General features: G+C 44.8%; 16 protein-coding genes. 8 read left to right on the forward strand and 8 right to left on the reverse strand.

Annotated features, from left to right (window positions below; translation table 11 throughout):
- Nucleotides 1-74 precede the first annotated feature (74 nt).
- The 3 genes from AACV20_RS13815 (at nt 75) to AACV20_RS13825 (ending at nt 3,582) form a co-directional block, all read left to right on the forward strand.
- The gene (locus AACV20_RS13815) at nt 75-1,346 is read left to right on the forward strand and encodes a YeaH/YhbH family protein (RefSeq protein WP_017042294.1); all 1,272 of its coding nucleotides are present in this window, start codon (nt 75-77) and stop codon (nt 1,344-1,346) included.
- A gap of 12 nt (nt 1,347-1,358) precedes the next feature.
- Entirely contained in the window at nt 1,359-2,897 is a 1,539-nt protein-coding gene (locus AACV20_RS13820) for a SpoVR family protein (RefSeq protein WP_013856538.1), read from the forward strand.
- A 166-nt stretch (nt 2,898-3,063) separates the two neighbouring features.
- Nucleotides 3,064-3,582 carry a cytochrome b gene (locus AACV20_RS13825; protein WP_170907481.1) on the forward strand — a complete coding sequence of 173 codons (519 nt, stop codon included), beginning with the start codon at nt 3,064-3,066 and terminating at the stop codon, nt 3,580-3,582.
- A gap of 42 nt (nt 3,583-3,624) precedes the next feature.
- Here the strand turns inward: AACV20_RS13825 and kdsB are convergent, their stop codons facing one another.
- Genes kdsB through AACV20_RS13850 form a run of 5 tightly spaced genes read right to left on the reverse strand, consistent with a single transcriptional unit; the run spans nt 3,625 to nt 9,572 of the window.
- On the reverse strand, nt 3,625-4,377 hold the full coding sequence (gene kdsB / locus AACV20_RS13830; protein WP_017045182.1) for a 3-deoxy-manno-octulosonate cytidylyltransferase: 753 nt from the start codon (nt 4,375-4,377) through the stop codon (nt 3,625-3,627).
- On the reverse strand, nt 4,377-4,556 hold the full coding sequence (locus AACV20_RS13835) for a Trm112 family protein (protein WP_013856535.1): 180 nt from the start codon (nt 4,554-4,556) through the stop codon (nt 4,377-4,379). The genes kdsB and AACV20_RS13835 overlap by 1 nt, the downstream gene beginning before the upstream one ends.
- Nucleotides 4,537-5,544, reverse strand: a complete 1,008-nt coding sequence (lpxK, locus tag AACV20_RS13840) for a tetraacyldisaccharide 4'-kinase (protein WP_170907482.1) — start codon at nt 5,542-5,544, stop codon at nt 4,537-4,539. The genes AACV20_RS13835 and lpxK overlap by 20 nt, the downstream gene beginning before the upstream one ends.
- A 3-nt stretch (nt 5,545-5,547) precedes the next feature.
- Nucleotides 5,548-7,296 carry a lipid A ABC transporter ATP-binding protein/permease MsbA gene (gene msbA / locus AACV20_RS13845; protein WP_170907483.1) on the reverse strand — a complete coding sequence of 583 codons (1,749 nt, stop codon included), beginning with the start codon at nt 7,294-7,296 and terminating at the stop codon, nt 5,548-5,550.
- A 32-nt stretch (nt 7,297-7,328) separates the two neighbouring features.
- Nucleotides 7,329-9,572, reverse strand: a complete 2,244-nt coding sequence (locus AACV20_RS13850; protein ID WP_249929755.1) for a DNA internalization-related competence protein ComEC/Rec2 — start codon at nt 9,570-9,572, stop codon at nt 7,329-7,331.
- Nucleotides 9,573-9,578: 6 nt separating this feature from the next.
- On the opposite strand from AACV20_RS13850, the gene AACV20_RS13855 reads away from it, so the two are divergent.
- Entirely contained in the window at nt 9,579-10,088 is a 510-nt protein-coding gene (locus tag AACV20_RS13855; RefSeq protein WP_017042300.1) for a DUF2062 domain-containing protein, read from the forward strand.
- A gap of 138 nt (nt 10,089-10,226) precedes the next feature.
- Here the strand turns inward: AACV20_RS13855 and lolE are convergent, their stop codons facing one another.
- The 3 genes from lolE to lolC are packed head-to-tail and all read right to left on the reverse strand — an operon-like array spanning nt 10,227 to nt 13,359.
- Nucleotides 10,227-11,471 carry a lipoprotein-releasing ABC transporter permease subunit LolE gene (gene lolE, locus AACV20_RS13860; protein ID WP_170907484.1) on the reverse strand — a complete coding sequence of 415 codons (1,245 nt, stop codon included), beginning with the start codon at nt 11,469-11,471 and terminating at the stop codon, nt 10,227-10,229.
- Entirely contained in the window at nt 11,472-12,158 is a 687-nt protein-coding gene (gene lolD, locus AACV20_RS13865; protein ID WP_170907485.1) for a lipoprotein-releasing ABC transporter ATP-binding protein LolD, read from the reverse strand.
- A complete protein-coding gene (gene lolC / locus AACV20_RS13870) occupies nt 12,151-13,359 on the reverse strand; it encodes a lipoprotein-releasing ABC transporter permease subunit LolC (protein ID WP_017048078.1) in 1,209 nt (402 codons plus the stop codon). The genes lolD and lolC overlap by 8 nt, the downstream gene beginning before the upstream one ends.
- 165 nt (nt 13,360-13,524) lie before the next feature.
- Here lolC and AACV20_RS13875 point away from each other — a divergent pair, with 165 nt between their 5' ends.
- The 4 genes from AACV20_RS13875 (at nt 13,525) to AACV20_RS13890 (ending at nt 20,852) form a co-directional block, all read left to right on the forward strand.
- Nucleotides 13,525-14,094, forward strand: coding sequence for a hypothetical protein (locus AACV20_RS13875; protein WP_017048079.1), 570 nt, complete (start codon nt 13,525-13,527; stop codon nt 14,092-14,094).
- A gap of 8 nt (nt 14,095-14,102) precedes the next feature.
- Nucleotides 14,103-17,564 carry a transcription-repair coupling factor gene (gene mfd, locus AACV20_RS13880; RefSeq protein ID WP_170907486.1) on the forward strand — a complete coding sequence of 1,154 codons (3,462 nt, stop codon included), beginning with the start codon at nt 14,103-14,105 and terminating at the stop codon, nt 17,562-17,564.
- Between the two features lie 28 nt (nt 17,565-17,592).
- Nucleotides 17,593-18,363, forward strand: coding sequence for a peptidoglycan binding protein CsiV (locus AACV20_RS13885; RefSeq protein WP_088728963.1), 771 nt, complete (start codon nt 17,593-17,595; stop codon nt 18,361-18,363).
- A gap of 419 nt (nt 18,364-18,782) precedes the next feature.
- A complete protein-coding gene (locus tag AACV20_RS13890; protein ID WP_170907487.1) occupies nt 18,783-20,852 on the forward strand; it encodes a beta-prism lectin domain-containing protein in 2,070 nt (689 codons plus the stop codon).
- The last annotated feature ends 42 nt before the right edge of the window (nt 20,853-20,894 follow it).

Consider the following 20,894-nt stretch of genomic DNA (forward strand, 5'->3'; position numbering starts at 1 on the left):
AAACCAAAACCTGTACATGCGTTAGCCATACGAACAATGGCTAACGTAAAGGTGACGTTTTCAAGGGGATACTCATGGCGCAATTTATCGATAGAAGATTGAACGGTAAAAACAAAAGCGCGGTCAATAGACAACGCTTTTTACGCCGTCATAAAGAGCAGATCAAAGAATCTGTTGCAGACGCAGTGAATCGTCGCTCCATCACCAACACCGAGTCTGGCGAAGATGTGTCGATCCCAAATCACGACATCAAAGAACCCGTGTTTCATCAAGGAAAAGGCGGCCTGAAAGAACGGGTTCACCCGGGTAATGACCAGTTTATTACTGGTGATAAAATTGAGAGACCTAAAGGTGGCGGACAAGGCAATGGTTCAGGACAAGGTGATGCGAGTGCTGATGGCGAAGGCCAAGATGAATTTATTTTCCAAATCTCTAAAGATGAATATCTTGATCTACTGTTTGAAGATCTGGAATTGCCTAATCTAGAAAAAAATCAAATCAATAAGATTACAGAATGGAAAACTCATCGCGCGGGTTTCAAAACGGCAGGTGTACCGTCGAACATTGCTGTAGTTCGCTCTTTGCAACAATCACTAGCTCGCCGCACCGCAATGACAGCGGGAAAACGTCGTTTAATGGGGGAATTAGAAGAAGAGTTACTGCGCATTCAAAATAGAGAGCCCGCTCAAGTATTAGAAGAGAAGCGACTTAAACAAGAAATCGAAGCGTTGCGTAAAAAAATTGAAAGTGTGCCGTTTATTGATACGTTTGACCTGCGTTTCAAAAACTTTGAAAAGCGCCCCATTCCATCGAGCCAAGCTGTTATGTTCTGCTTAATGGATGTGTCGGGTTCAATGGATCAAGCGACTAAAGATATTGCCAAACGTTTTTACGTGTTGCTGTATCTATTTTTAACTCGCACTTATGAAAATGTCGAAGTGGTGTTTATTCGTCACCATACGCAAGCCAAAGAGGTGGATGAGCACGAGTTCTTCTACTCTCAAGAGACCGGCGGCACGATTGTTTCTAGCGCACTGAAATTAATGCATGAAATCATTGAACAACGCTACCCTCTCGGCGAATGGAATATCTACGCAGCTCAAGCATCCGATGGTGATAACTGGGCTGATGATTCGCCTCGTTGTAAAGAACTCCTCACCAATAAGCTTCTGCCATATTGCCAGTATTACGCTTATATTGAAATCACTCGTCGCTCACACCAAACCTTGTGGCACGAGTACGAAAAATTACAACCCTCATTTGGCAATTTTGCGATTAAAAACATTCGCACCGTGGATGACATATTCCCTGTATTTAGGGAGCTATTCCAAAAGGAAACAGCTTAGGGAGGCATACTAATGACAACAAAAGCGAAAGGTACTTCAAAACGCAAGAGCAAATTGTTACCAGACGGACCTGACTGGACGTTTGAGCTTTTGGAGAAATACCATACTGAAATACGCCGGGTAGCTGAGTTTTATCGTCTCGATACTTACCCTAATCAAATTGAAGTTATTACCTCCGAGCAGATGATGGATGCCTACTCCAGCATTGGCATGCCGATTAATTACAGCCACTGGTCATTTGGCAAAAAATTTATTCAAACGGAACAAGGTTACAAACATGGCCAAATGGGGCTCGCGTATGAGATCGTGATTAACTCAGACCCATGCATTGCCTATTTGATGGAAGAAAACACCGTCACCATGCAAGCCTTAGTGATGGCGCACGCTTGCTATGGACACAACTCGTTTTTCAAAGGCAACTACCTTTTCCAAACTTGGACGGATGCGAGCTCTATCATTGACTATCTCTTGTTTGCCAAAAACTACATTTCAGAATGCGAAGAAAAATATGGCGTACCCGAAGTCGAATCGCTGCTCGACTCATGCCATGCGTTAATGAATTATGGTGTTGACCGCTATAAACGACCTGAAAAAATATCGATAGCAGAAGAAAAAGCACGTCAAGAAGAGCGCGAAGCTTATCTACAATCACAAGTTAATGAACTGTGGCGCACCGTGCCCAAAGCAAAAACCAAAGAAGAAGATCTTAAAGTTCGTTTTCCAAGTGAGCCACAAGAAAACATTCTTTATTTCATTGAGAAACATGCGCCACTGCTTGAGCCATGGCAACGGGAGATCGTTCGTATTGTGAGGAAAATAAGCCAATATTTTTACCCACAAAAACAGACGCAAGTGATGAATGAAGGCTGGGCCACATTCTGGCACTACACTATCTTGAATCACCTTTATGATGAAGGTTTTGTTTCTGAGAAATTCATTCTTGAGTTTCTACACAGCCACACCAGTGTCGTCGCACAACCTTCTTACAACAGCCCCTATTTTAGTGGCATCAATCCATATGCACTTGGCTTTGCTATGTTCCGAGATATTAAACGTATTTGTGAAGAGCCAACCGATGAAGACAGGGAATGGTTTCCTGAGCTTGCTGGCACAGAATGGTTAGATGCGCTTCATTTTGCTATGCACAACTTTAAGGACGAGAGCTTCATTAGTCAGTATCTTTCACCTAAAGTAATGCGCGATTTCAAGCTGTTTGCCATTGTGGATGACGATCGCAAGAATTTTATTGAAGTTAGTGCCATTCACGATGATATTGGCTATCACGCCATCCGTGAAAAGCTTGCGGCACAGTACAATCTCAGTAATTTAGAACCGAATATTCAAGTTTATAACGTGGATGTACGTGGTGATCGTTCACTGACGCTTCAACACGTTCCACACGATAGAATTCCTTTAGATCAAAGCTGTCATGAGGTACTAAAACACCTTTACCGTTTATGGGGGTTTGATGTCATTTTAGAGGAAGTCAAAGAGAGTGGCCGACGTGAAATTTTAGCGACTTGCCCACCACACGGCGAACGTGACACATAAGAACAAGTCGTTACCTTAAATATCGACTTCATAATGCGCAACCTCATTCGTTGCGCATTTTTTATTAAAAAAATATTTGTAATACATCCTTACAGCTTTGTTCACATTTCATTCATTAAATATTTGCTTAAATAAAATCACTAATATTTATAAGGGTATTTAACTAATGAAGCACAACAAAATCATCATCGCTATACACTGGGTTATAGCATTACTGTTCGTATTGCTGTTTCTAAGCGATTCATTTCGTTCATTCTCCGATAAAGGTAGCGAAATGCGAGTGTTATGGCTGAACTTACATGCATGGTTTGGAGTCGCTGTTTTTGGATTATCGATGATTCGTTTAGCCGTAAAACTAAGCACAACAGCACCAGCGCCAGTGTATGAAAGTGACCTTATGCAGAAGCTGCTATATGGAGCGCATGCTGCCCTTTACCTCCTTACATTGCTTGTTCCAATCAGTGGTTATCTTCGTTTTGCAGGAAAAGGTCGGACATTAACTCTGGCAGGCGATACTATTCCCTCATTGATAGGTAAGAGTGATTGGCTTTATAACATAGGGAAAACTTTACACGGTGAAGTAATGCAGGTGATTGTATTGACTGTTATCGGTGGTCATATCGCAGCGGCTCTTTATCATCACTTCATCGTAAAAGATCAGGTCATGGCACGCATAAAACCGTGATTAACTCGGTGATAAAAAGGAGCATAATTGCTCCTTTTTTAGCTAACGTTGGCTTACTATCGCTCTCACTAACTCTAAATCTTCTGGTGTATCTACCCCTGCAGGTGGTGCTTCTTTAGCAACGGCAACGTGAATTTTTTCACCATACCACAGTACTCGAAGCTGCTCTAAACACTCAATTTTCTCAAGTACACTGGGTTGCCAGTTGATATAAGTATTGATGAAACCAGCCCGATAAGCGTAAATACCAATATGACGTAGCAATGGCTGAATCACCGTTTGACCACCAGCTGCAAAATTGTCTCTATCCCAAGGAATTGTCGCACGGCTGAAATACAGCGCGTAACCCTCTTGATCTGTTACCACTTTAACCGCGTTAGGGTTAAACACTTCAGCTTGATCAGTAATTTCAACCGCTAAAGTCGCCATCGGCGCGCTACTGTTGGCTAAATTGTTAGCGACCTGCTTGATGATGCTCGGTGGAATGAGTGGCTCGTCACCTTGTACGTTAACAATAATGTGGTGATCGGCAATGCCCATTAATTTCACCACTTCGGCTAAACGCTCAGTACCGGACTCGTGATGTGATGATGTCATACAAACATTGCCACCAAACGCATGGACAGCCGCTTCAACACGAGCATCATCAGTAGCAATAACGACCTGCTCAGCTCCCGATTGTAACGCTTGCTCATAAACCCACTGAATCATGGGTTTACCGCCGATATCAGCCAAAGGTTTGCCAGGTAAGCGAGTTGACTGATAACGAGCAGGGATAACAACGGTGAAAGCCATTATCGCCCCTCATCCATCGTCATGCTGCGCGCTTCTGGCTCAAGCAACACAGGAATCCCTTCTTTTATTGGGTAGGCCAAACGATCTAATTTACAAATAAGCTCTTGATTTTCTTTATCATAAGTCAACTTACTTTTACATACAGGGCAAGCTACAATTTCAAGCAGACGGTGATCCATATGACTCCATTACCTCTTTTATTTTGTCCAAAATACGCCTTTCATCTGGCGAACTAAATTGCGCAGAAACGGGGAGATACCACCAGTTTTCTTGTGCAAAGGCCGCACATTTCACTGCGTCTTTTTCTGTCATGATGACGTTTGCTCCATGTTGCGCAAGCGCCTCTAATTCTGAATATTGATACTCTCGGTGATCAGCAAAACCTTGGGTCAATACCGTCTTTGCACCTAAAGCTTCTAATGTATTAAAAAAGCGCGTGGGATAACCAATGCCAGCAAAAGCCACTAATGCAGGTAACTGGCTCACTGGCGCTTGCTGACCGGTCACTAAGTTAACGGCTAAGCTAGGTGAAAGGTGCATAGCCAATTCGCCATATTGAGCTTGACCGCCATTAGTCACAATAAAATCAACTTCCGCTAACCGAGAGAGTGGCTCTCTTAACGGACCTAAAGGCATGAACTGCTCATTACCGAAGCGACGAACGCCGTCCACGACTGTAAATTCGAGATCACGCTCCAATGCATAGTGCTGAAGGCCATCGTCAGTGATGATCACATCAACACCCAACGGAAGCAGGGCTTGCACTGCTTGTGAGCGCTTTGGTGCAACAGCAACCGGAGCACCCGTGCGCTGGTGAATCAATTTAGGTTCGTCACCGCAGTGAGTGGTTGGCGTGTCACTTTGCAGCACTAATGGATAAATCGGAGCTTTACCACCATACCCACGCGAAACAACTCCTGGTTTGAAACCTTGTTCTTGTAAAGCTTCCACTAACCATACAACCAACGGTGTTTTACCATTACCACCCGCGGTAATATTACCCACCACCACCACAGGAACAGGAGCTTTATAGCGCTCTTTTTTGTCCGCTTGAAATGCTCGCTTACGTGCTTGACTGACCAACCGAAACAAGACACTCAGTGGCCACAACAGTGGCCACAACAAAAAACACGCTGTGTGATGTCCGAACCAGATTTTTTCAATCACTGATTAGTCACCAAATTGAATTCGATGTAGTTGGGCATACGCCCCATCCTGTGCAATTAACTGAGCATGATGACCACGTTCGATAATTTCACCCTCATCGACCACTAGAATTTCATCGGCTTCTTCAATCGTCGACAAGCGGTGCGCAATGACCAATACCGTTTTATTCTTTTGTAGCTCTTCAAGTGCTGATTGAATCGCTCTCTCAGATTCTGTATCCAACGCAGAAGTCGCCTCATCTAGGATAAGTACGGGTGCATCACGTAATAACGCTCGTGCAATCGCTACTCGTTGACGTTGACCACCCGATAAACTGGCTCCATTCTCACCAATCATGGTATCCAAGCCATCAGGCATGTTATTGATAAACTCCATGGCATGAGCAAGCCTAGCCGCGTGCTCAATTTGCTCACGCGTATACTCATTTTCTGCCGCGTAAGCAATATTATTGGCAATGGTATCGTTGAAGAGGTGAACATTTTGCGAAACCAGCGCAAAGTGGGTGCGCAAGTTCTTCAGTTTATAATCGCGAATATCATGATCATCTAGATAGATAGCACCTGAATCGACATCATAAAAACGAGTCAAGAGGCTCGCGATAGTACTTTTCCCTGAGCCAGAACGCCCAACAAGCGCGACCGTTTTACCTTGAGGAATCTCAAAGCTCACATGAGACAGCGCTGGTTTTTCTTTACCTTGATAAGTAAAGGTCACATCCTGAACTCTAACGTCACCACGTACTTTTTCGGCTTCAAACTGGCCAGTGTCGCGCTCGATTTCTAAATCAATCAGCTCAAATAATGTTTGGCTGGCCGCCATACCACGTTGGAAATCGGAGGTAACACTCGTTAACGCTTTCAGTGGTCGCATCAAGCCAAACATTGCCGAGAACACCACCGTAAAAGTACCTGGTGTTAATTCGGCACGGATAGAATCAACGCTGGCTAAAAACAGCACAGTGACAAGTGCTAAAGAAGCAATCATTTGAATAATAGGGTCAGCAGTGGACTGCGCCGCAACCAGCTTCATTGTTTGTTGGCGCATTTGATTGCTGACATGGTCAAAACGTTTACGCTCTACGTCTTGTCCACCATAGCTCAGCACGACTTTGTGCCCTTTTAGCATCTGCTCTGCTGAAGAGGTCACATCACCCATGGTGGTCTGCATCCCTTTTGAGATCTTGCGAAAACGTTTAGAGACAATACCAATCCCCATCGCAACCACTGGCGCAACCACGATTAATACCAAAGATAACTGCCAGCTATTCCAAAACATCAAGGTCAATAGGCCGATGATACTCGCACCTTCGCGAACAATGCTGACCAATGCACGACTGGTCGCCCCAGCCACTTGCTCTGAATCATAGGTGATACGTGATAACAGACCACCCGTTGATTCTCTATCAAAAAAACTGACAGGCATGTGCATGAATTGATTGAAGATTTTTCGACGCATCAACATCACAACATTGCCAGAAACCCAGCTCAAGCAGTACGAGGAGACAAAGCCACTTAAACCACGCAGCGCCATCATCCCCAAAATAATAAAAGGCAGCACTCGCAAAAAATCGGATTCCGCATTACCAAATCCTTCATCTAGAAGAGGCTTAAGTAATGACACCATATAGGTGTCAGAGACCGCATTGATAATCAATGCGACAACCGCAACTGCTAGGCCAGATTTATATAGGCGGATATAGGTCCACAGGCGTTTGAAGGTTTGCCAAGTGGTTTCGTCAGTATTGAGTGACATAGAAATGCTTTGTTTTTAAGAAAATATTGCGCTCATTCTACCTCGTTACGGAGCATCTGCCTATACCAAGCCTGAGAGTGAGAGATACGCAAGCTGCTAACTTGATAATTCTGCATGCCAAAAATAACGCTAATTTGCCCTGCTTCACCCGTATCCAACCAGTTTGCTCCATGTTGCTGGTAGCGTTGAACAACCTGTGCGGAAGGTAATTGCCAGCGTCCGCCTTTGGCGAGCGAGGCAATAGCGACCTCAGGATTAACCTTACTAATCAAAGCAACAGTAGAAGATGTCCTACTACCGTGGTGTGGTACAAGCAGGATATGACTTTGTAAGGATTGCTCTTTTCGCGCAAGTAACCACTCACTCATGGCATCCACATCCCCGGGTAAAAGCACTGAAAAACCGGTATTTTGGTCAAAGATTCGAATCACACAAGAGTGAGGATTGTAAGCACGCGCTACAGTTTTTGGTGGCCAGATAACATCAAAAGAGAGTTGTTGCCACTGCCATTGTTCACCAGCAATACAAGGTTGGTAACCCGCTATCGTTTGACTAGCACGTTTCCATTTGGGCTGCCAAACACGCTCAACTTCCGCTCTTCCACCTGCATGGTCGTTATCCAAGTGACTCAAAATCAACCCGTCTAATTGCGTAGCTCCCCGTTTGTTTAACACGGGGGCAACTGTTGCCTGGATGTGATCACCGCCTTGCCAACTTGCACCAGTATCATAAAGCACGTAGCGTCCTTCTTTTTCGATCAACACCGCCAACCCATGCCCAACATCTAACACATCAATCCGCCAACCTGTTTTTATCGGAATGGTGAGCCAAGAAACCATCGCAATGATGCTGTAAACCGCCAGTGCAAAACGCGAGATCAACGGTGAAAACACAAACAGCAACAGAGCACTGCTCAACAGAGCCAAAACAGACCCAGAAATAGGAAACCAACTGAGGCTTGAATAATGTATTGACCAATCAACTGGAATGAGTAATTTGGCCACCCAATGCCACACCATAGGTGCGCCATCAAAAGTCAAAACCGTACACACTAAAGCAACAAAGATCGCCGGAACCACCACAAAACTGAACCAAGGAATAAACACTAAGTTATAGAGCGCCGCACTGGTACTGACCCCACCGAAAAAATAAGCGGTTACCGGAAGCATACACAGCACTAACCCAATCTGCATCGTCAATAAACGCCATAAAAAAAATCGATTAGTTTGAGGTAGAGAAAGTTGGTAGAACACAACCGAGACAGCAATAAAGGACATCCAAAAGCTACTGGATAACGCAGCAAAAGGATCGATAAGCAGCACCGCCGATAACGTCATAAGCAGTCGCTGCAAAGTATTGATACGGACATTGAGGACAATCATCGCCACATTGAGCAAACACATGATGAGCGCGCGTTGAGTGGGCAAGGTAAAGCCAGCCAACCAAGCATAGCCTAGTGCGCACAAGCTTCCTACGACGAATGGCGACCACCCCATGCGATGATGCAAACGCATCAATACGAGCCCAAGGCTATAACCAAAACCAAACGCGATGCCAATGTGCAGACCAGAAATGGCAACCAAATGAATCAGCCCACTGTCTCGTAATGCTTTCCACTGTGCCGTTGAAATATCACTGCGCTCACCAAACGTAAGCGCCATTAAAATACCAAGATTGGGATCATCAGCGAGCCAGGTTTTGATCTTCTGGTACCATTGTGCTCGCCATTCTGGTAATGATTCAATGCGATAAGACTGTCCATTATTAACCGTTGCACGAGCCACAATACCTTGGCTCAAAGAGTACGCCTCTGCATCAAACCCGGTCTCATTTAACCGACCAAAGATAGGTTTTACTGTGATGGAGAATTCAGCCACGTCACCATACTTCAACGGTAAAGGAGCAATTAATCGCACCTTGGGCCGCAAAAAAATGCCTAAGGTTTGACCATTGATTGATCGAATCGAAATTGTTCCTTCATAACCATGAGTAATTTGTCTAAAAAAGCTGTTAACCTGTCCGTTTATGGTAATATCCGAACCTGTCTGAAAAATAGTGTTGGACTGCTCACGTAATAAGTTCCCGCTGATCACAATGACCATTAAAGCCATTGTTACTCCTGAGAGAAAGCGCAGTTTTCTATAACCGACAGAGAGTATAAGAATGGCGAATAGAGGCATAATCCATTTCCAATCTGGCATCCAAGGCCAATAAGAAGCAGAAATGGCGGTTAGCGAAAACGAAGCTAGGGTCCAGTAATTAGATAAGAGAGTCATGTCACGATGCCAAGAAAGTTCATCAAACGTTTTATGCCTAACCATGAAGTAATTAAGCGTCAGAAGGCATTGAAAATTTTTGGCAATGTGCTGTACAACCCCAATTTATGGTGTTTGAACCGCCGCTCAGCAGCGGGCGCCTTCGCCGTAGGTTTGTTCATGGCTTTTGTTCCACTTCCGAGTCAAATGATCATGTCCGCTGGCCTTGCCATTATGTGCGGCGTCAATTTACCGCTCTCTGTAGCCTTGGTTTGGATTAGCAACCCCATCACCATGCCAGTGCTGTTCTACTTCGCCTACAAGCTTGGCGCATGGGTAATGCAAACACCACCACAACCATTTCACTTTGAACTCTCTTGGCATTTTATCATGCAACAAATGAGTACCATTGGTCCGCCATTCCTTTTGGGTTGCATGATGTGTGGAGTGATCTCCGCCATAATCGGCTACTTCGGCATTCACGGTTTATGGCGCTATTCTGTCGTAAGAAGCTGGCAAAAGCGCCAAACGAGATAAAAGCTTCAAGAGATTGAGACTGGCTATACAACTGAGCATGTAAAACGATGTCGCATGATGTTGAAAAAGGACCAAATGGTCCTTTTTGTTTGCTAAAAATAGCTCAATGCTGATGCACGAAAAGAATCCGAGTTGAGATTATTTAGCGCTAAGCACAGACGCCGGATTCAGTTGACTGGCCCTAGAGGCCGGATACCAAGTAGCTAATAAGCTCAACACAATCGCCGTCGAAGAGACAAGCACCACATCCGATAGGTTCACTTGTGATGGCAAAAAGTCGACAAAATAGATATCACCAGACAAAAACTGATGGCCGACTAATCGTTCTAATCCTTTGATTAACGCTGTTAAATTCCACGCAATCAACACACCTAACACGCCACCTATCACACTGCCTAATACACCAGAGAAAACACCCTGCCAGACAAAAATTCGTTTTACTAATCCATCGGTCGCGCCCATAGTGCGCAAAATGGCGATTTCAGCCGCACGATCTTTTACCGCCATCATAAGTGTTGAAACGATGTTGAAGCTCGCCACACCAATCACCAGCACCATCACCAAATACATAATGGTCCTGACCAGCTGAATATCACGGTGCAAAAAGCCAAACTTTTGCTGCCAACTGCGTAGATAGACGTATTGATCAAGCGTATTGCCGACCTCTCTTACAATTTGAGTTGCATTTAATACCTCTGAGACCTTGATAGCAACGCCCGTCACTCGCTCTCCTAATTTGGCGTAAGCTTGTGCATCTGCCAATGGCACTAATGCAAGGCTGTGGTCAATTTGGCCATTGAGTTCCAAAAGCCCTGAGACCTTGACGCGCACGCGCTTTGGCGCTTGAACTTTAGCGCTCTCATTCGCAGAGGGGATCATCAAAGTGACATAGTCACCGACTGCCGCGCCCAATTTATCCGCCACTCCTTTGCCTAAAATGACCTGTTGCTGACCTGCGACAAAACCTTGCCATGCATCGGAAGAGACAAATTGAGATAAACGCGACACGGCGCGCTCCATTTGCGGATCAATTCCACGCACCTCAATCGCTTTCAGTTGTGCGCCTTTCTCTGCCAGCGCCGTCAATTTTACATAAGGAGCGGCCGCTTCCACTTTTGGATGCTGCACGGCTTGCTTGACTAATGACGACCAGTTCGCGATGGGTTGTTGAACCCCTTCAAACTCTCCGTGTGCAATGACAGATAACACGCGATTCTGCAGCTCTCTCTCAAAACCATTCATCGCCGACAAACCCACGATGATCACCGCAACGCCCACAGCGATACCGATAATGGAAGAGAGCGAGATAAACGACACCATTTTATTACGCTGCTTTGCCATGCTAAAACGCCGACCAATCACTAAAGAGAGCGAGGTGAACATCTACGATGCCTCCACATTAATCAGCAAACCATCTTGCATGTGCATCTGTCTGTCCATTTTTGCAGCAAGTTCGCTATCATGCGTTACCACTAAAAATGCCGTGCCAAACTCTTGATTCATTTGACGCATCAAATCATAAATCGCCAGCGCCGTTTTGTGATCAAGGTTGCCCGTAGGCTCATCGGCTAACACCAAATCGGGTTGATTGACAAGCGCTCGCGCAATCGCTACCCGCTGCCGCTCTCCACCAGAGAGCTCAGAGGGTCGATGAGATAAACGATGTCCCAACCCCACTTTTTCTAACAGTGCTTGCGCGGCCTGTTTAGCACGCGATACTTTTTGGCCACCAATAAGCAACGGCATGGCAACATTCTCAAGAGCGGTGAAATCGGCTAATAAATGGTGGAACTGGTACACAAAACCCAAATGTTGATTGCGAATGTTCGCTTGTTTATTGGAGCTTAAGCTCGATAAATCCTGACCTAAAAACGACACTGAACCTTCGGTTGCCTCATCCAGTGCACCCAGAATGTGTAATAACGTACTTTTCCCAGATCCAGAAGTCCCAATAATTGAGACTAACTCCCCCGCTTGAATGCCAAAACTGACGCCTTTTAGCACTTGAGTCCGTAGCTCCCCTTCTTGGTAGGTTTTGCATACGTTATTGCATTGTAAAAGGTTATTCATATCTTAAAGCCTCGGCAGGTTTTACGGATGACGCGCGGTAGGAAGGAAACAGTGTCGCGAATAAGCTGAGCGTGATGGCTGCTATCACCACCAACATAATTTGCATGGGGTTAATCACTACAGGCAGCGTTCCCCCCACAGAGAACAGCGCTACACCCATGCTTTCTAATAATCCATTGAGGTTATCCGCCAGCAATACGCCTAACACACCACCGACAAGCGAACCAATCACTCCACTACTCGCGCCTTGAACCATAAAAATGGCCAGTACTTGTTGATCTGTCATGCCTTGCGTTTTCAAAATCGCGACCTCAGCTTGTTTTTCCATCACCACCATGATCAACGCGGAAATGATATTGAAAGCCGCCACGCCAACAATCAACCCAAGCATCAAACCCATCATATTTTTTTCCATGCGAACAGCTTGGAACAACTCGCCACGCTGATCTCGCCAGTCACTCCATTGCCATCCCTCAGGCAAAGGTGCGCTAGCTAGGTCTGCAACCACAAAAGGATCATCAAAAAAGAGCCGCCATCCCGACACAGTATTTGGTGGTAAACGAAGCAATCGCGCTGCATCTTTGATGTGCGTCAGCATCAGCTGTCCATCCACATCAGACCCCGTATTGAAGATGCCTGCGACTGTAAAATTACGCTGCGCAGGAATACGACCTAAGGGGGTAAATTGGCTAGCTGAAGTGACCATCAAACGCACTTTATCGCCAATTGTCACGTTGAGCGCCCGCGCCAGTGAATGGCCAAGGAAGAGTTGATATTCGCCCGGCTTGAGCGCACTCACTTGACCCGCAATCAAGTGCGCCGCAATCGGATCATTTTGATTAGGTTCAATTCCCACCAACAAGCCTGCGGCCAGTTGCGATGAGCTTTGAACAACCGCTTCACTGCGTACAATCGGTTCAGCCGCTCTGGCGCTAGAGAGCTGGCTAATGAATTGAGGCACATCTTGCGTGAGCAAAGTGCGATCGCCATTTTGCGAAACTACAGCCTGAGGCAACACACCTAGAATTCTATTTTTGAGCTGGGATTCAAAACCATTCATGACCGAAAGCACCGTCACCAGTGACATCACGCCAATGGTTATTCCCGCCGTAGACATATAAGAGACAAATCGACTGAATCTATCACCGGATCGCCCACGTAAATAACGCAAGCCGATGAACGCCGAAATAGGATGAAACATAAGAAAAACCGCCTAAAAGTGATGCTCAGTACTGTAACGAGAAACGGTGGAAGGTTGTAGCTTTAATTTGCCAAAAATCGGTTAAATAGACTCGATAACAAGGACATACCTTGATTAGTTCGCCGGTATGACGATAATCAACAAAGCGATGAGAAGGATGCCTTTATGACCGAGCAAGAATTTTTTACGGTTCACTATGGACTGACAACCAATATTGAACTTTTAGACAGCACATTTATGCTACCTTCCCAATCAATATTTGAAGCGGAGATTCCTGCCCCATTTATTGTGGCCAGTGAGTTTAGCCAGTTGGATGCACTCACCGAAAGTGCACGACTAGAACTGAAAAATAGTGATTTCAAGCACGTCGTTCAGTTACTTGATACTCAAAATTCGAAACTGAATTTGTTGCTAACCTTTATGCTGTCACAGCAAGATGAGCCACATTCACGCTTCATCACCAGCACATTTGGTGCCAGTCGCTTCTCTCTTCGTTATCCAAATGCACTAGAGATTGGTACCCAAGCCCGCTGTAAACTGTTTTTGGACCACCCTGCAGCCGCTATTTATTGCTATAGTTCGGTGATTGATTGCCAAGCGGACGAGCAACACTATCTCATCACGATGAAATACGATTTACTGCGAGATACTGACCAAGATCTCTTGATTAAAGCCGCACTGTACCAGCAGCAAAAATTGCTGCGTCAACGCTCTTTAGACCGAAATAAACCATAAGCGTTCTCATGACTACACACTCTTTACTGACTCTGATTAAACCTGCTGGCGCGGGCGACAAAAAACACATTGGTAACCTACGTGGTGCAAGCCTTGCGTTGGCAATTGCAGAGCTGGCCAACCAGCATAATAGCCACACTTTACTGGCTGTACCTGATCCTCAAACCGCCTTAAAGCTGCAGCACGAAATTGAGCAGTTTAGTGACGCCGAAGTGGCGCTGTTTCCTGATTGGGAAACTTTGCCTTATGATAGTTTTTCGCCTCATCAAGAGATCATTTCTGATCGCATCGCGCGCCTGTATCAATTACCGAGCTTGAAAACAGGCATTACCATTGTGCCAGTGAGCACCATATTGCAGCGTCAGACGCCGCGAGAATTTCTGCTACAGCATACCCTGATGGTTAAAACTGGCGATCAGTTTTCCTTAGATAAACTGCGTCTTCAGCTGGAAAAATCGGGCTATCGTCATGTTGATCAAGTGTTTGGCCCAGGCGAGTACGCCAGCCGAGGTTCGATTCTTGATTTATTTCCAATGGGCAGCAGCGATCCTTATCGCATTGATTTTTTTGATGATGAAATCGACACCATACGCACCTTCGATCCTGAGAATCAACGCTCAATTGAAGAGATCAGTGAGATACGCTTACTACCTGCTCATGAATTTCCCACCACAGAAAGTGCAATTGAAGATTTTCGCACCCGCTGGCGTCAACGATTTGAAGCGCGTCGTGAACCAGAATCTGTCTATATGCAAGTCTCAAAGGGGATTTGGCCAGCCGGTATTGAATACTGGCAACCACTATTTTTTGAACACACCGAAACTTTGTTCGATTATATCGCGCCAGAAAGCCAACTAATTGTCGTAGGAAATATCGAAACAGCGATTGACCAGTTTTTAACCGACGTCGAATATCGTTACCAGCAGCGTAAAGTTGACCCTCTTCGCCCGTTGCTGCCACCTCATGAATTGTGGCTTAAAAAAGATGAGCTTTTCAGTCTTTTCAAAAACGTGGCTCAGATACAACTCAATGTGGAACCGATTTCAGAAAAGCAAGGGCGGATCAATTTAGCGGTCAGTGCATTACCCGACTTGGCGGTCATGCATCAAAATAAAGAGCCTTTAGCCGCCATCCGGCAATTTAGTGAGAGTTTCACTGGGAAAATCATTTTTTCCGTCGAATCAGAAGGCCGTCGCGAAGCATTACTAGAGCTATTGCAACGCGTAAAACTGCGCCCTATCGAAAAAGAAACCTTCCAGCAAGCGTGCCAAGCAAAAGAAAAACAATGTCTCGTATTAGGGGCATCTGAGCACGGCTTTATCGATAACAATGCTAACTTAGCGTTCATCTGCGAAAGTGATTTACTCGGTGACCGTGTCATTCTTCGCCGTAAGAAAGACCGTAAAGTCACCAATAGTGACGCTGTCATTCGTAACTTAGCTGAACTCAAACCAAGGCAACCCGTTGTTCATATTGATCATGGTATCGGCCGTTATCTCGGGTTACAGACGCTTGAAGCGGGTGGCATGATGACCGAATACGTCACCCTTGAGTATCAAAACGAAGCCAAACTTTATGTCCCTGTCGCTTCATTGAATCTCATTAGTCGTTACTCTGGCGGCGCGGAAGAAAGCGCACCATTGCATAAACTCGGGGGTGAAGCATGGACCAAGGCACGACGAAAAGCGGCCGAAAAAGTTCGCGATGTCGCTGCAGAGCTGCTGGATGTTTACGCCAAGCGAGAGCTCAAACCAGGCTATAAGTTCGCTCTGGATCGTGGTCAATACGCGACCTTTAAAGCAGGTTTTCCATTTGAAGAAACCGATGATCAAAATACAGCTATCAACGCCGTGCTATCGGACATGTGTCAGAAAAAAGCGATGGACCGATTAGTGTGTGGTGACGTTGGATTTGGCAAAACAGAAGTCGCCATGCGCGCCGCCTTTGTTTGCACCGACAACAATAAACAAGTGGCCGTATTAGTGCCGACAACCTTACTCGCGCAGCAGCATTTTGAAAACTTTCGAGACCGATTTGCTAACCTGCCGATCCGTGTCGAAGTTTTATCACGCTTCAAATCAGCGAAAGAGCAAAAGCAGATACTACAAGATGTCGCCGACGGCAAAGTCGACATTTTGGTTGGCACGCATAAACTGCTTTCCAGCGAGCTAAAATTTAGCGATCTTGGTCTTTTGATCGTTGATGAAGAACACCGTTTTGGCGTACGCCAAAAAGAAAAAGTAAAAGCGATGCGTGCTGATGTGGATATTCTCACGCTAACGGCAACGCCGATTCCGCGCACGTTAAACATGGCGATGAGCGGAATGCGCGATCTATCGATTATCGCCACACCACCCGCACGACGATTAGCCATCAAAACCTTTGTACGCCAGCATGATGACAATACGATTCGAGAGGCCGTATTACGTGAAATCATGCGCGGTGGACAGGTTTATTTTCTACATAACCAAGTAGAAACTATCGACAAAGTGGCCGCCGATTTAGAAAAGCTGGTCCCTGAAGCTCGAATTACCGTCGCCCATGGACAAATGCGTGAACGTGAGCTGGAAAAAGTGATGAACGACTTTTATCACCAACGATTCAATGTATTGGTTTGCACAACCATCATTGAAACCGGGATTGATGTCCCAACCGCGAACACCATCATTATGGACCGAGCAGATAACCTTGGCTTAGCGCAACTACACCAACTTCGTGGCCGAGTAGGACGTTCTCACCATCAAGCTTATGCTTACTTACTCACTCCACATCCTAAAGCCATCACTAAAGATGCCGTGAAACGTTTAGAAGCGATTGCATCTCTTGAAGATCTTGGGGCTGGTTTTACTCTAGCAACGCACGATTTAGAAATCCGTGGAGCGGGTGAATTATTGGGCGATGAACAGAGCGGTCAGATCCAATCAATTGGTTTTACTCTCTATATGGAGATGCTAGAGCAAGCGGTTGAAGCATTAAAAAATGGCAGAGAACCTTCTCTTGACGATTTGCTTCGTGAACAAACCGAAGTGGAAATGCGTTTGCCAGCGCTATTACCCGATGATTACATTCCTGATGTAAATACTCGCCTCTCCATGTATAAACAGATAGCGAGTGTCGCTAGCCGAGATGAGCTCGCCGAGCTCAAAGTCGAGTTGATTGATCGCTTTGGTAAATTACCTGATGCTGCAAATAACTTACTCGGCGTTGCTGAAGTCAAAATTGATGCTGCACGTATAAAAGTGAAGAAAATCGAAGCGCATGAAAAAGGCGGCTACATTGAGTTCTATCCAGATGCTGACATTAATCCCGTCTTTTTGGTTAGACTTCTGCAATCACAACCGAAAAAATTTGCAATGGAAGGGCCAACTAAGTTTAAGTTTGCTGTACCATTAGCTGATAGACGTGAACGAATTCAATTTGTGTCGAGTATGCTCAGCGAATTCCAACAAAACCTGATGCCTAGAGCATAAATTACGCACAAAAAATGATGGAGCCATAATGAAAAAACTGATCCCACTCCTACTTTTGCTTATTTCGATGCCAAGTCTGGCACAACGGCAATTTGACATAGAAGTGATCATTTTTAAACGTGCAATTGATGCAGAGAAGGTCAGTGAGTCGTGGCCTAACTCATTGCCTGAAATCAATATTCAACGCGCGGGTAGTTTTAGTGACTTAAACTATCGCCAAGAAAAAGGCGTGAAAATGCTGCCTTTTTCCGACTACCAACTTAACGATCAAGCACAAAAACTGAAAAACCACGCTGGCTTTGAAGTGCTACTGCATACAGCTTGGCGTCAAGGCGATCAAGGCAGAGCTTCCGCACCGATTTTCCATATTCAGGCGGGTAAAGATTACTCCGCTAAATTCAATACTGACGGCAGTGAAAAAGTGGCAGTACTAGAAGAATCGCCAGTAAACGGTGTGCTAGAACAAAACATCGCGAGTCCCCTTTACGAACTCGACGGTAAATTACAAATCTATGTACAGCACTATCTTTATGCTGAAACCACGCTCGACCTTAAAGCCCCGAGTGTGCGAGAAATCGTGCTCCAAAGTAAACCATTGGAGTTAGACATTACACCTGAAGAGCAAAATGCCGAGGTTCAACTTGGAAACCTAGAAGCCATCTCCCCAACAGTGGAAAAGGAAGAGTTTTTAAAGAGCTATCGGATGGACCAAAAACGCCGTATGCGCAGCAACGAAACCCACTATCTAGACCATCCATTAATGGGAATGATCATTCAAGTTCGCCGCGTTGCAGAATAAAGCCTAACAAAGCGCCCTGCCTGGGCGTTTTTTCTTTTATTCATCTCTCATACAGTTTAGCTCACTGATTTAATATCCTTACCGGTTAGAGCTATTCTGTTGTTAACTGTTGTTAACTATTCTTATTAAAACCAATAACACAACCCTCCTACAGACCGTTCCAATGGTTTGGGTACGTGATCTTCTAAAAGTTAAACTGACAATGTATTTCATTAGTGAGTGTTTCATTTTTAAGACCTCTCATTTATGAGAGCCATGTAAGATTGAATCCCTCTTATTAAGTCTTGATAATCTCCCCATCTCGTGTTGTGCCATGTTCGACTCATTTACCGTAATACCTATCGTTGAAGTAGAGCACAGGTTAACAACATCAATTTAAATCGGAATTTACACAAACATACTGAGAGAGATGTTACCTAATGACTTCTAAATTTTCGTTATGTGCGGTCGGGCTACTGTCAATAGGCAGTATCACAGCAAGTAACATTGCAATCGCATCAAGCCCTAGTGAGATAAACACCCAATTAAAATGGTCTTGGCAAGGCAGTTCATTTAAACCTGAGTCTAACCAAGTTATGGCGGCACCTATCGTTGCTCAGTTAAATGATGATAATGGTGATGGAAAAATCGACGAGAATGATATCGCTGATATTATCGTTATTACTTTTGAAGGTAATAAATATACGCAAGGTGGATTAGTTAGGGCACTAAGTGGTATCGATGGTTCTGAGCTTTGGTCGTACGATAATGGTGGCATTATAGCCGATGCTCGCTACTCTCCTGCTGTTGCAGATCTTGATGGTAATGGTGTAGTTGAAATTGTGACAACGAGCACAATCAGCCCTTACATCAATATATTAGATAATGAAGGTCAGATAAAAAAACAAATCCTGAAGAGTGCTTCTGGATGGCGCTCGGTTGGCGCAATTTCACTATCTGATTTAAACAATGATGGTTCAATTGATATTCTCTCTGCCGATGGTGTTTATAATTACGATACTGGTTTGCTATTTAGTTTAGAGTGGGCTCCATCACCGATCAGTTTTGATGCGGATGGCGATGGTATCCAAGAAGTATTTTCAAACGGCGCTCTTTATAAAAGCGATGGCTCATTTACTTGGCAATATCAAGCGAATGATACGGTTTGGTTTTCTTCCGTTGCCAACTTAGATAGCGACAATAAACCAGAAATTGTGGTATCAGTTCCGGCCTCGAAAGGCTCTGCACAAAATAGTAGCTTTGCCGTATTAGAGCATGACGGCTCAGTAAAATGGGAGGTTAATAACCTTGAAAACCCAGGCGGTGGTGTACAAGCTATCTCTAATTTCCTTGGTAATGCAGCAACTAACTCTACCAATGAAATAGCTAAGTCCCCTGTTTATGGATATACCCATTTACATCACAGCCATCCAGTTAAAATAGCAGATGACAACCAACTTAAAATCCGCTCAGGAGATCTGATTGACGCTATTGGATCAACAGCAAGTAATATGGTGGGTGGTCAAGGCGGTTCACTGCATACTATTGATGCAAGCAAAGTCCGCTCTGTCGATGTAACCTACGGCAAATATAAAACGTGGTGGACATATGGCGTACTCGAGATGGAATTCACTCTCAATGATGGTTCGAAAATAACGTTAGGTTCAAAAGACTCAGCCTTTAAATACCCAGCATTAGAGTGGCGAACCAAAGAAGTTCCATATCTTGGATTGGAGTGGAGAACAAAACAAGTTTCTTACTGGTTCTTTGGCTGGCATACCAAAACAGTTTCTTACCTAGCTCCTGTTTGGAAAACTAAAACGATTCCTTATGCTGTTCCCGTCATGAAGAGCAAAGCAACCACTGAACGATACACAGTCCCAAGCAATACCCAATTGGTAGGCTTAAATGTTTGGAGCAAACCAAAACCTATCTTTACCTTCAAAAAACACGTTAATGCAGTTCAGTTTGTTGTTGGGGAAAGCATTAATGATAGTTACCTGAACATTGGTATTGTCTATGCAGGTTATCATGCTGTTGATATGTATAATGCACAAGGTAGCAAAGTTTGGTCTGTAGCAAATGATGACTATAACAGCGGTAAAATTGGTGTCTCGGCTTACGATTTCACTGGTGATGGCATTGATGAAGTTATCGTACAAGATCTTCTGAGAGTCCGTATTCTTGATGGGCGCACGGGAGCAGTATTAGCAACGATTGCTAACTCGTCGAACACCTTGTGGGAATATCCTGTTGTGGCGGATCTCGAAGGCAACAACAATGCATCGCTTATTGTGGTCGCAAATGATTATGCAAAAGAAAGCGCAATCAACCACGGCGTCTACGTTTATGAATCAGCCGATGCTGATAAACCATGGAAAAATGCAACGAGAATTTGGAACCAACATTCGTTCCATTTCTCAAACATTAACCAAGATGGCTCAGTACCAACCAATGCTCAGCCTAGTTGGCTAACACATAACACTTATCGCTCAAGTACCATTAAATAACTTGAATTTGATATAACCACCACTATCGCCCAAGGCGGTGGT

Origin of the sequence: Vibrio sp. B4-6 (genome assembly GCF_963888245.1) — a bacterium.
Classification (GTDB): Bacteria; Pseudomonadota; Gammaproteobacteria; order Enterobacterales; family Vibrionaceae; genus Vibrio; species Vibrio anguillarum.